This window comes from Kitasatospora sp. NEAU-CNBT7 (assembly GCF_057220535.1).
In genome coordinates, this window is sequence record NZ_JBXQQB010000007.1 from 1 (window position 1) to 11,912 (window position 11,912).

Annotated in this window: 9 protein-coding genes; 2 read left to right on the forward strand and 7 right to left on the reverse strand. The window is 73.8% G+C overall.

From position 1 onward, the window contains the following. The first annotated feature begins 28 nt into the window (after nucleotides 1–28). Nucleotides 29–613 (forward strand): GTP-binding protein, encoded by a 585-nt coding sequence (locus tag AC2TEW_RS11710; RefSeq protein ID WP_033823131.1) that lies wholly within the window; start codon nucleotides 29–31, stop codon nucleotides 611–613. A gap of 83 nt (nucleotides 614–696) precedes the next feature. On the opposite strand, the gene cimA is transcribed toward AC2TEW_RS11710, so the two are convergent. The 4 genes from cimA to AC2TEW_RS11730 form a co-directional block, all read right to left on the reverse strand. Then, nucleotides 697–2,310: a citramalate synthase gene (gene cimA, locus AC2TEW_RS11715; RefSeq protein WP_484623310.1), complete on the reverse strand. Its 1,614-nt coding sequence runs from the start codon at nucleotides 2,308–2,310 to the stop codon at nucleotides 697–699. Nucleotides 2,311–2,634: 324 nt separating this feature from the next. Beyond that, nucleotides 2,635–3,126, reverse strand: a complete 492-nt coding sequence (locus AC2TEW_RS11720) for a Uma2 family endonuclease (RefSeq protein ID WP_484623311.1) — start codon at nucleotides 3,124–3,126, stop codon at nucleotides 2,635–2,637. 159 nt (nucleotides 3,127–3,285) lie between these two features. Further along, on the reverse strand, nucleotides 3,286–4,398 hold the full coding sequence (locus AC2TEW_RS11725; RefSeq protein ID WP_484623312.1) for a branched-chain amino acid aminotransferase: 1,113 nt from the start codon (nucleotides 4,396–4,398) through the stop codon (nucleotides 3,286–3,288). Nucleotides 4,399–4,541: 143 nt separating this feature from the next. Further along, the gene (locus AC2TEW_RS11730; protein ID WP_484623313.1) at nucleotides 4,542–5,579 is read right to left on the reverse strand and encodes a 3-isopropylmalate dehydrogenase; all 1,038 of its coding nucleotides are present in this window, start codon (nucleotides 5,577–5,579) and stop codon (nucleotides 4,542–4,544) included. 149 nt (nucleotides 5,580–5,728) lie between these two features. Between AC2TEW_RS11730 and AC2TEW_RS11735 the strand changes: the two genes are divergently transcribed. Continuing rightward, on the forward strand, nucleotides 5,729–6,184 hold the full coding sequence (locus AC2TEW_RS11735) for a GtrA family protein (RefSeq protein ID WP_484623314.1): 456 nt from the start codon (nucleotides 5,729–5,731) through the stop codon (nucleotides 6,182–6,184). Here the strand turns inward: AC2TEW_RS11735 and AC2TEW_RS11740 are convergent. The 3 genes from AC2TEW_RS11740 to serA form a co-directional block, all read right to left on the reverse strand. Continuing rightward, nucleotides 6,125–9,433: a S8 family peptidase gene (locus tag AC2TEW_RS11740; protein ID WP_484623315.1), complete on the reverse strand. Its 3,309-nt coding sequence runs from the start codon at nucleotides 9,431–9,433 to the stop codon at nucleotides 6,125–6,127. The genes AC2TEW_RS11735 and AC2TEW_RS11740 overlap by 60 nt on opposite strands. A 224-nt stretch (nucleotides 9,434–9,657) precedes the next feature. After that, nucleotides 9,658–9,825 (reverse strand): hypothetical protein, encoded by a 168-nt coding sequence (locus tag AC2TEW_RS11745; protein WP_484623316.1) that lies wholly within the window; start codon nucleotides 9,823–9,825, stop codon nucleotides 9,658–9,660. Between the two features lie 293 nt (nucleotides 9,826–10,118). Continuing rightward, on the reverse strand, nucleotides 10,119–11,702 hold the full coding sequence (gene serA / locus AC2TEW_RS11750; RefSeq protein ID WP_484623317.1) for a phosphoglycerate dehydrogenase: 1,584 nt from the start codon (nucleotides 11,700–11,702) through the stop codon (nucleotides 10,119–10,121). Between the last annotated feature and the right edge of the window lie 210 nt (nucleotides 11,703–11,912).

Sequence of the window (11,912 nt, forward strand, 5' to 3'; positions counted from 1 at the left end):
GACGTCACGCTGCTCGAAAGGGTCCTCAGTGGACTTCGCAAGCTCTAACGCGGCCGCCCCCAGCCGCGCCACCACCTCGGCGAAGATCGTCGTCGCGGGCGGCTTCGGCGTGGGCAAGACCACCCTCGTCGGTGCGGTCTCCGAGATCAACCCGCTGCGCACCGAAGCCGTCATGACCAGCGCCAGCGCCGGCATCGACGACCTCACCCACACCGCGGGCAAGACGACCACCACGGTCGCCATGGACTTCGGCCGCATCACCCTCGACGAGGACCTGATCCTCTACCTCTTCGGCACCCCCGGCCAGGACCGCTTCTGGTTCATGTGGGACGACCTCGTCCGCGGCGCCATCGGCGCCGTCGTCCTCGTCGACACCCGCCGCCTCGCCGACTGCTTCCCCGCCCTCGACTACTTCGAGAACAGCGGCCTGCCCTTCGTCGTCGGCCTCAACGGCTTCGAAGGCCACCAGCCGCACACCCCCGAAGAGGTCCGCGAAGCACTCCAGCTCGGCCCCGACACCCCGATCATCGCGTTGGACGCGCGGCGCCGGGACAGTGCCAAGAGCGCCCTGATCACCCTGGTCGAGCACGCCCTCCTCGCCCGCCTGCGCTGACCCGCCGGCCCCGCCGGGGGACGGCCGGGGCCCGCGGAACCGTCGTCGGTCCGCGGGCCCCGGGGGGTCCGGCCCATCCCGGCTCAGCCCTGCGCGGGGTCCAGCCCGGCGTGGATCAGGCCGTAGGTGTAGGCGTCGTCGAGCGCCAGCCAGGACGCCGCGATCACGTTGTCGGCGACCCCGACCGTGGACCAGGTGGCGCTGCCGTCGGTGGACTCGACCAGCACCCGGGTCTTGGAACCGGTGCCGTGCTGGCCCTCCAGGATGCGGACCTTGTAGTCGACCAGCTCCAGCCGGGCCAGCTGCGGGTAGATCGGCTCCAGGGCGGCCCGCAGCGCCTTGTCGAGGGCGTCCACCGGGCCGTTGCCCTCACCGGTGGCGACCTTGCGCTCGCCCTTGGCCCAGACCTTGACGGTGGCCTCGTTGCCCGCCGTGCCGTGCGGGCCCTGCTCGCTGATGGTCCGCCAGGACTCCAGGGCGAAGAACCGCTCCCGGCTGCCGCGCACCTCGTCGCGCAGCAGCAGCTCGAAGGAGGCGTCGGCGGCCTCGTAGGTGTAGCCGAGGTTCTCCTGCTCCTTGACCCGGGCGACCACCCGGCCGACCAGGTCGCGGTCGGCGGACAGGTCGTAGCCGAGCTCCTTGCCCTTGAGCTCGATCGAGGCCCGGCCGGCCATGTCGGAGACCAGCATCCGCATGGTGTTGCCGACCCGCTCGGGGTCGATGTGCTGGTACAGGTCCGGGTCGACCTTGATCGCGGAGGCGTGCAGGCCGGCCTTGTGCGCGAAGGCCGAGAATCCCACGTACGGCTGGTGCGTGGAGGGCGCCAGGTTGACCACCTCGGCGATGGCGTGCGAGATCCGGGTCATCTCCGCGAGCCGGCCCTCGGGCAGCACCCGGCGGTCGTACTTGAGCTCCAGCGCCCCGGCCACCGGGAAGAGGTTGGCGTTGCCGACCCGCTCGCCGTAGCCGTTGGCGGTGCACTGGACGTGGGTGGCGCCGGCGTCGACGGCGGCCAGCGTGTTGGCGACCGCGCAGCCGGTGTCGTCCTGGGCGTGGATGCCGAGCCGTGCCCCGGTGCGGGCCAGCACCTCGGCCACGGTCTCCCGGACGCCCGCGGGCAGCATCCCGCCGTTGGTGTCGCAGAGCACCACCACCTCGGCGCCGGCCTGGTGGGCGGTGCGGACCACCGCGAGCGCGTACTCGGGGTTGGCCCGGTAGCCGTCGAAGAAGTGCTCGCAGTCGATGAAGACCCGGCGGCCCTGGGCGCGCAGGTACGTGACGCTGTCGCGGACCATCTCCAGGTTCTCGTCGAGGGTGGTGCGCAGGGCCAGCTCCACGTGCCGGTCGTGCGATTTGGCGACCAGGGTGACCACCGGGGCCCCTGAGTTGACCAGGGCGGCCAGCTGGGGGTCCTCGGCGGCCTTGCCGCCGGCCCGGCGGGTGGCGCCGAAGGCGACCAGCTGCGCGTGGCGCAGGTCGAGCTCGGCGGCGGCCCGGGCGAAGAACTCGGTGTCGCGGGGGTTGGCGCCCGGCCAGCCGCCCTCGATGAAGCCGACGCCGAAGTCGTCCAGGTGCCGGGCGATGGTCAGCTTGTCCGCGACGGTGAGGTTGATGCCCTCGCGCTGGGCGCCGTCGCGCAGCGTGGTGTCGAACAGGTGGAAGCTGTCGTTGGGGCGGCTGTTGCTGGCCTCGGTCATGGCCCTGGGTTCTCCGTTCGGTGGAGTTACTGCTGTTGCCGGGTGGGAGTCCGGCTCCACTGTCCAGCATCCCGCGCGCACCCGGTGTCCCTCGGCCCCTCGTGGGGGCTCCGGCCGGTCCGGGGCAAAACAAAAGACCCCTCGCGGGTGCGAGAGGTCTGCGCGCGGGTCTGGACGCTGGTGGTCGCTCCGCATTCGGGTACTGCGGGAGCGGTCACTGCGGACCGGCGCGCCTGCTGCTAATAATCAGCGAGAGCGAGGACACGCTTGCAGTCTGGCACACCGACCGCATCCCGGCCCCGCCGTCTCGCGATGCGAAACGCCTCAGGTCAGCCGGTCGGTGGCGAGTTCGAAACCGAACGGCGCGGGGAGCGGCAGCGGGTCCCCGACAGCGGCCCAGGCGACGGCGTGGTAGTCGCCCCGCCGCGGGTCACCGAACAGCAGGACCTTGCCCTCGTGCCGGTCGACCAGCAGGTAGAGCGGGATGCCGGCGGCCGCGTAGCCGAGCCGTTTGGCCTCGCGGTCCTTGCCCGGCCGACCGGAGGTGACCTCCAGGACCATCAGCACATCGTCCGGCTCGGACCAGGACTCCCGGCCCAGCATGGCACCGGCCGCAGTGAACGTGCCGTCCGGGATGTAGCGGCCGCTGGGCACGATCAGGCCCTTGCCGCCCGCGAAGTCGACGCCGTCCGGGCATTGGCGAGCGATCTGCCGCACGATCCGGCCGACCGCGGTCTCGTGGTCCCCGTCCGGCGGCGAGGTCACGATGATCTCCGCCTCGATCAGCTCGGCCTTGAGACCCTCCGGGATGCTCAAGGGTCAGGAAGGCGTCGAGCAGATAGCTGTCATGGTCCTCGGCGAAGTCACCCGTCGGCGCGCTCAGAGCCCCTCCTCAGGTCCGCACGGCTCAACGAGCGGGGCACTTCGAGGTTACCGAGCCGGGCGCCCCGGCGGTGCGGGGCGCCCGGTGCCGGGTCAGACGATCTTGTGCAGCCAGCCGTGGGTGTCCGGGGCCTGGCCGCCCTGGATGGCGAGCAGCGCCTTGCGCAGCTCCATGGTGACCGGGCCGGGCTCGCCCTTGCCCACGGTCCAGTCGGCGCGGGCGGACTTGACCGAGCCGACCGGGGTGATCACGGCGGCGGTGCCGCAGGCGAAGACCTCGGTCAGGGTGCCGTCGGCGTTGGCCTGCTTCCACTCGTCGGTGGAGATCTTCCGCTCCTCGACCCCGTAGCCGAGGTCGGCGGCCAGCTGCAGCAGCGAGTCGCGGGTGATGCCGGGCAGCAGGGCGCCGGAGAGCTCGGGGGTGACGATCTTCGCGTCCTTGCCCTCGCCGAAGACGAAGTACAGGTTCATGCCGCCCATCTCCTCGATCCACCGGTGCTCGGCGGCGTCGAGCCAGACCACCTGGTCGCAGCCCTTGGCGGCGGCCTGGGCCTGGGCGACCAGGGAGGCGGCGTAGTTGCCCGCGCACTTGGCGGCGCCGGTGCCGCCGGGGGCGGCGCGCACGTACTCCTCGGAGAGCCAGACCGAGACCGGCTTGATGCCGCCGGGGAAGTAGGCGCCGGCCGGCGAGGCGATGATCATGAAGAGGTAGGAGTTGGCCGGGCGCACCCCCAGGCCCACCTCGGTGGCGAACATGAACGGCCGCAGGTAGAGGCTCTGCTCGGCCTCGTTCGGCACCCAGTTCTGCTCCTGCTGGACCAGCAGCTCGACGGCCTCGACGAAGGTCTCGACCGGCAGCTCGGGCATCGCCAGCCGGCGGGCCGAGTCCTGGAAGCGCCTGGCGTTGGCCTCCGGGCGGAAGGTGCTGATCGAGCCGTCGGCCTGGCGGTAGGCCTTCAGGCCCTCGAAGATCGCCTGGCCGTAGTGCAGGGTCATGTTGGCCGGGTCGATCTCCAGCGGCGCGTAGGGCGTCAGCTGGGCGTCGTGCCAGCCCAGGCCGTCGGTCCACCGGATGGTCACCATGTGGTCGGTGAAGACCCGCCCGAAGCCGGGGTTGGCCAGCCGGGCCTCGCGCTCCGCGTCGGACAGCGGGTGCGCGGTGGGCTTGAGGTCGAACGTGATGGGCGCCTGGGTGGGCGTACTCATGGCTGTCTGTCCTTCACCGTGGGGTAGGGCTGGGCCGCCACCGCCGGTGATCGAACGCACGACGGCACGGCCCACTGTCGATACTCGCATCCAGAGGGCCGTGCCGAACAGCCGGAGGGCTGTCCCGTCGTTGCTCCGGCGCCTCAGCCGGATACTCGGGCGGCGAGCGCGTCGCCGACCTGGGAGGTGGTACGGGCGCCGGAGCGCTCGGTCAGATCGGCCGCGACGGCGGCCTCGACCCGGGCGGCCTCGTCGGCGTACCCGAGGTGTTCCAGCAGCATGGCGACCGACAGCACGGTGGCGGTCGGGTCGGCCTTGCCCTGGCCGGCGATGTCCGGGGCCGAGCCGTGGACCGGCTCGAACATGGACGGGAAGGCGCCGGAGGGGTTGATGTTGCCGCTCGCGGCCAGGCCGATGCCGCCGGTGACGGCCGCGGCCAGGTCGGTCAGGATGTCGCCGAACAGGTTGTCGGTGACGATCACGTCGAAGCGCTCGGGCTGGGTGACGAAGAAGATCGTCGCCGCGTCGACGTGCAGGTAGTCGGTGGTGACCTCGGGGAACTCCCGGCCGACCTGCTCGAAGATCCGGGTCCACAGGTGCCCGGCGTGCACCAGCACGTTGTTCTTGTGGACGAGCGTGAGCTTCCTGCGCGGACGGGCGGCGGCGCGGCGGTAGGCGTCCCGCACCACCCGCTCGATGCCGAACGCGGTGTTCAGGCTGACCTCGGTGGCCACCTCGTGCTCGGTGCCGGTGCGCAGCGAGCCGCCGTTGCCGACGTACGGGCCCTCGGTGCCCTCGCGGACCACCACGAAGTCGATCTGCGGGTCGCCGGCCAGCGGGGAGCCCACACCGGGGAAGAGCTTGCCCGGGCGGAGGTTGATGTGGTGGTCGAAGGCGAACCGGAGCTTCAGCAGCAGGCCCCGCTCCAGCACGCCGGACGGCACGCTCGGGTCGCCGATCGCGCCGAGCAGGATCGCGTCCTGGCCCTTCAGCTCCGCCAGCACGCTGTCCGGCAGGGTCTCGCCGGTGCGGTGGTAGCGGCGGGCGCCGAGGTCGTACTCGGCGGTCTCCAGCTTGACGTCGGCGGGGAGGACGGCGCTGAGCACCTTGAGGCCCTCGGCGACCACTTCCTGGCCGATACCGTCACCGGGGATCACTGCGAGGCGAAGGGTGCGAGACATGCTCGTGACCCTACTCCCGCGTCCCATGGGCTGACATCCCGTGTCCGCCATTCGGACATTCCCGGCAGCGGGCGGTTGGTGCCGGCCGGCCGGGTGCGCCTACAGTGCGGCCTGGCGGAAGCGGCGGGCGAACGGCGGAGGACAGACGGATGTGGCAGCTGATCCGGTTCGGGCTGGTCGGTGCCGTGAACACCGGCAGCTGCCTGGCGCTGTTCTGGCTGCTCCACCCGGCGCTGCCGTACCTGGCGGCGTTCAGCGTGGCGTACCTGCTCAGCATGGTCGGGTCGTTCTTCCTGAACACCTACTTCACCTACCGCACCCGGCCGACCTGGCGGAAGTTCCTGCTCTTCCCGCTGCCCAACCTGGCCAACTACCTGCTGCAGACGGCCGGCCTGTTCGCCCTGGTGCAGTGGTGCGGCCTGGACGAGCGGATCGCGCCCGCGGTGGTCGCCGCGGGCGCGATCCCGGTCAGCTTCCTGCTGACCCGGCTGGTGCTGACCGGCCGGGCCGCCGGATCACCGCAGCCCGGATCGCCGCAGCCCGGATCACCGCAGGGAGACCAGCTGGGCCCGGCGCCCGTCCGGGTTGAGGTGGTGGACCAGTAGCAGCCGGGCGGTGTCGCCGCCGGGGCCCTTGCGGACGTCCAGCACCGTGCCCGGGCCCGCCGGGGCGGCGATGGCGGCCGGCCCGTCGGCCGGGCTGCGGACGTCCAGCGCCGGGTGCAGCACGTCGATCGACAGGGTCGGCCGCTCCCCCTGCAGCCCGATCGAGGACAGCGCGTCGGCCGCACTGGGCACCCCGCCGAGGGCGAACCCGGTCCACAGCCCGTACCGGATCCGGGCCGCGGAGGTGCTCAGCCCCGGCAGCGCGGCCAGCCGGACCGGCAGCACCAGCGTGTCGCTGTCGAGCAGACCGGTGTCGCTGTCGCCCCAGCGGGCGTTCAGCGGCTGGACGTCCAGCTCCCGGCCGGTCCTGGCGTCCACCGTGCGGGCCACCAGGACGTCGCTGCCGCGCAGCCGGTCGGCGCTGACCACCGCGTCGGTGCGGCCGTCCCCGTCGGTGTCCAGCGAGGCCCGGACGCCGAACTGCGCCGCCGGGGTCGCGGCCGGCGCCCACAGCGCCGCCGCCAGGTAGAGCGTGCCGCGGGCCAGCGGGTCACCGCCGACCGCCGGGGCGTCGCTGGCCGCACCGGCCGCCCGCAGGTTCGCGGCCCGCTCGGACGGCGCGTCGACGCACAGCCCGGCGGCCGGGCAGTCCGGCCAGCGCTCGCCCTCACCGCCCAGCTGGAAGGCGCTGACCAGGGCGCCGGCCGTGGACGGCGCGCCGGTGCCGCCGAGCGCCAGCAGCGCGGAGCCCTGCCGGGCCGACTTCAGCTGCAGGCCCGCCGTCAGGTCGGAGGCCGCCCGCACCGCCGCGAACAGCGGCACCCGCAGCTCGGGCGCGTCGCCGGACACCGGGGTCAGCAGCAGCCGCCCGGACAGCTCGCCGCGGTACCCGCGGGCCCGGCCGCCCTGCAGCGTGTCGATGGTCGGGTCGGGCTGCCGCTCGACCTGCCCGGGGACCCGCAGCGCGACCCGGACCCGGGCCGTGCCGCCCGCCGGGACGTCCACCCGGGCCGGGCTCGGCTCGAAGGTGGCGCCCGCGAGCTCGGTCGCCGCCGCGTACCCCGTGGTGTAGCTGACCGGGGTGTCGCCGAGGTTGCGTACCTCCACCTCGCGGACCGTCTCGGTCGGCCGCGAGACCGCGACCGGCCCGAACGACAGCCCGACCGCGCCCGGCGCCGCCCCCTCGCCCGCCGCGTACGCCACGGCCGGGGTCCGCACCGCCCGGTCCACCCGGACCCGCCCGGCGCCGGTCCGCTCCGGCCCGTACACCGGGCCGCCGTGGCCGTCCCCGAGCCAGGTGTCCCCGGCGGTGTTCATCAGGGCCGCCTTGACCTCCTCGACCGACCAGTCCGGGTGGGCCGCGCGCACCAGCGCCGCCAGGCCCGCGATGTGCGGGGTCGCCATCGAGGTCCCGTCCTCGCGGATGCCGGCCGTGCCGCTGCCCGCGCGGGCCGACCAGATGGTCTCGCCCGGGGCCGCCAGGTCGGGCTTGACCAGGCCGGGCAGACCGATCCCGCGGGAGGTGAACGAGGTCAGGGTGTCCACCCGCTGCGGCTGCTCCTGGGCGACCGAGCCGCGCAGGGCGTCGCCGGGCGCCGCCAGCTGCACCCGCACCGGGCCCTCGGCCAGCGCCGAGGTGAGCCGCTCGCCGTCGGCCCGGGCCAGGATGGCCACCGGTACCCGGTCGTCGCCGGCCAGCTCGCCCAGGTGGTCGCCGTCGGCCGCGAACAGCGCGCCGAGGGCGCCCGCGTCGGCCGCGTGGTCGGCCCGGGCCGCCGAGCCGCAGGCCCGGTCCGCGTCCTTGGTCCGCCAGGTCAGCAGCGCCACCCTGCCCTTGAGCCGGGCCGCGTCCGCCGGGGTGAAGGCGGTGCAGCCGTCGCTCTGGTCGGCCGGCCGCGCGAGTTCGCCGCTCACGTCGGCGGTGGACCACTGCCGGTACTGGGCGCTCCAGTGGGCCGGGACCAGCCCGGCCAGCGCCGCCGGTGCCAGCACCCGGATGCCGTCGGCGTCGGTGTGCTGGTCGACCGAGGCGGCCACCGCGATCACCCGCGGGGCGATCCCGGGGCTGCCCCCGATCGCGTACACGTCGCCCTCGTTGCCGGCCGCGGCGACCACCACGGTGCCGAGCTCGGCGAGCCGGTCGGCGGCCAGCGCGTCGGCGTCGGCGGGGTCGCCGAAGGAGCTGCCGAGCGAGAGGTTGACCACGTCGAGCCGGTCGGACAGGTCGCCGTCGCCGTTCGGGTCGGCGGCCACGTCGAGGGCCTGCGCGAGCTGGTCGGTGGACCCGGTGCAGCCGAACACCCGGATCGCGTACAGCTGCGCCTCGGGCGCCGCGCCCGGGCCGACCTTGAAGCCGGCCGGGTCCAGCCCGGGCCGGTACGGGCCGCGGTAGGTGCGGCCGTCCGCGGCGACGCCGTAGCCGGCCGCCGTCCCGGCCACATGGGTGCCGTGGCCGTTGAGCGCGCAGTCGATCGGGTTGGCGTCCGGGTGCGGCTCGGGCTGGGAGTGCTCGGCGGAGGGGTCGGGGTTGTAGTCGTCCCCGACCAGGTCCCGGCCGCCGGCCACCTTGTCGTTGGGGAACAGCGCGGCCGGGGCCGGCTCGGCGCCGTTGACGGCCTTGAAGGCCGCCTCGGTGCCGGGGCCGCCGAAGTCGGCGTGGGTGTAGTCGATCCCGGAGTCGATCACGCCGATCCGCACGCCGCGCCCGGTGTTGCCCTCCCCGGCCGCCGGGGACCACACCTGCGGGGCGCCGGTGAGCGGTACCGAGTAGGAGTTGGCGCGCTGCTTGAGGGTGATCGGGTGGACCGCCCGGACGCCCGGCAGGGCGCCGAGCCGCGCCCGGGCGCCCGCGGGCGCCCGGACCGCGAGGCCGGTGAGCACCGTGGAGGTGCGGTAGATCGGGCGGGCGGCGGGCTCGGCCCGGTGCACCGCGGCCTCCAGGTCGGCGGCCGCGCGCAGGGCCCGGGCCCGCTGGTCGGCGCCGGCCCGGGCGGCGGCCTCGCGGACCGCCTCCGGGCTGCGCCGGGACCGCCGGGCGTCGTCGGCGGCCCGGCGCCAGGCGGGGGCGGCGGGCTCGGTGTCGAGTTCGAGCAGGAAACCGGCGGGGGCGCCGGCGCGGGCGGTGCCCGCGGAGGTGTCGGGCCGCTCGGCCGCCGCCGCGCCGGCGGGCGCGACGGCGGTCAGCAGGGCGAGGGTCAGGCCGATCCGGGTGGCGACTGCCGCCCGGCGGTGGGCTGGTGGGGTGCGCACAGGTCCGTCTCCCCCGGCAGGGGTGGACTGATCTGCGTGCCGGTCAGCCGCGGTCCGCGCCGTGCGGAGGTCGATCACCCTTCCGGAGGCACCAAATTACGATCATCGAGTTGGCGTCGGCGAGCACTCTCCCCCGTTGGGGGACGGCTTGCACTCCTGTGGGTGACGGACCGTCAGGCGTTCGGCCCATTCCGCGACCTGCGGGCGGAACCCGCGGGCCGCGCTCAGTAACCGTGGCCGGTGGCACCGCCGTTGTCACGGCGGTCCAGGGCGCGCTGCAGGGCGGCCGCGGCGTGCGGGTCCGGCTCGGCGCGGCGACGGCGGCGCGGGGCGTGGACGGAGTGGACGGCGGGGGTGGTGGGGACGGTGCGACGGTCTGCGACGGGGGGCATACCGGTCTCCTCGGTTCAGGGCGCGCCCGCAGGCGCAGTGGGGAGGGTGGGGTACGCCGGCAAGGGTCGCCTGCCGAACTGCGTACGGGCACACACGGGCCACCGTCCCTGGCTTGCAGGGGTGGCTCACCGTATGGCTCTTTCACCGTACGACTCGGCGGCGCCGCTGTCTGCACGATTAGTTGGATTTCCTAGTATCTGAGACGGGGTTCACCCGGCCGCCAGAGCCGCGGTATGCGAACGGCCCTCCCGCCCGAAGGCGGAAGGGCCGCTCGAAGGCCTGGCTGCCGGTCTCAGCCGAGGTTGACCGCGCGGGCGAAGCGGGCGCCGATCGCGCCGGCGATCTCGGCCAGCACCTCCTGGGAGACCTCGCTGTCCACGGTGATCGAGGCGAGCGCCTCCGCGCCGTCCCGGGCCACCTGCATGCCGGCGATGTTGATCCCGGCGTCGCCGAGGATCCGGCCGAGGGTGCCGACCACGCCGGGGCGGTCCTCGTACTTGAAGAACGCCATGTGGTCGGTGAGCGCCACGTCCACGTCGAAGGCGTCCACGCCGACGATCTTCTGCTGCTGCTTCGGGCCGGCCAGCGTGCCGGAGATGGCGACCTCGCCGCCGTCGGCCAGGGTGCCGCGCACGGTGATCACGTTGCGGTGCTCGGGGCTCTCGCTGGAGGTGGTCAGCCGGACCTCCACGCCGCGCTCCTGGGCGAACAGCGGGGCGTTGACGTAGGACACCGTCTCGGCCACCACGTCCTCGAACACGCCCTTGAGGGCGGAGAGTTCGAGCACCTTGACGTCGTGCTGGGTGATCTCGCCGCGGACCTCGACATCGAGCCGGACGGCGACCTCGCCGGCCAGCGCGGTGAAGATCCGGCCGAGCTTCTCGGCCAGCGGCAGACCGGGCTTGACGTCCTCGGCGATCACGCCGCCCTGGACGTTGACCGCGTCCGGCACCAGCTCGCCGGCGAGCGCCAGGCGGACCGAGCGGGCGACCGCGATACCGGCCTTCTCCTGCGCCTCGTCGGTGGAGGCGCCCAGGTGCGGGGTGGCGACCACGTTGTCGAAGGCGAACAGCGGGGAGTCGGTGCACGGCTCCTTGGCGTAGACGTCCAGGCCCGCGCCGGCCACCCGGCCGTCGCGCAGCGCGGCGGCCAGCGCCGCCTCGTCCACGATGCCGCCGCGGGCGGCGTTGACGATCCGCACGGTCGGCTTCACCTTGTGCAGCGCCTCGTCGCCGATCAGGCCGATCGTCTCGGGGGTCTTGGGGAGGTGCACGGTGATGAAGTCGGAGACCTCCAGCAGCTCCTCCAGGGAGAGCAGCTTGACGCCCATCTGGGCCGCGCGGGCGGCCTGGATGTAGGGGTCGTAGGCGACGATCTTCATCCCGAACGCGGACATCCGCTGGGCGACCAGGACGCCGATCCGGCCGAGGCCGACCACGCCGAGGACCTTCTCGCTCAGCTCGACGCCGGTGTACTTGTTGCGCTTCCACTCGCCCTGCTTGAGCGCGGCGTTGGCCGGCGCGATGTTGCGGGCGACCGAGATCAGCAGGCCGCAGGCGAGCTCGGCGGCGGTGACGATGTTGGAGGTCGGCGCGTTCACGACCATCACGCCGGCCTTGGTGGAGGCCGACACGTCCACGTTGTCCAGGCCCACCCCGGCCCGGGCGACGACCTTGAGCTTCTTGGCCGCGGCCAGCGCCTCCGCGTCCACCTTGGTGGCGCTGCGGATCAGGATCGCGTCCACGTCCGCGATGGCGGTCAGCAGCTCGGTGCGGTCCGCACCGTTGCAGTGGCGGATCTCGAAATCCGGACCCAGGGCGTCGACCGTGGCGGGGGACAGCTCTTCGGCGATCAGAACTACGGATTTGCTGCTCACGACAGTGTCCTTAACTGTCCGGTTCTCCCCGGCACGTAGGTGGCGTGGCGAACGGGGGGAAGGTGGCATGCCGCGTAGGTAGACGCACGACGCTGTGGGCCTGACGCGCACTCGGAAGTGTATCGACGGGCTGGGGCGGCGGCTGCTCCCGTCCGGCGAAATCACCCGGACGGGAGCAGCCTGGTTGTACAAGGCAGTTGGACCGCCCGA

Coding starts and splice junctions, on each gene's coding strand:
- cimA (WP_484623310.1), bottom strand. CDS start 2,310: ATGACCGAGGCCAGCAACAGCCGCCCCAACGACAGCTTCCACCTGTTC.
- AC2TEW_RS11725 (WP_484623312.1), bottom strand. CDS start 4,398: ATGAGTACGCCCACCCAGGCGCCCATCACGTTCGACCTCAAGCCCACC.
- AC2TEW_RS11730 (WP_484623313.1), bottom strand. CDS start 5,579: ATGTCTCGCACCCTTCGCCTCGCAGTGATCCCCGGTGACGGTATCGGC.
- AC2TEW_RS11735 (WP_484623314.1), top strand. CDS start 5,729: ATGTGGCAGCTGATCCGGTTCGGGCTGGTCGGTGCCGTGAACACCGGC.
- AC2TEW_RS11745 (WP_484623316.1), bottom strand. CDS start 9,825: ATGCCCCCCGTCGCAGACCGTCGCACCGTCCCCACCACCCCCGCCGTC.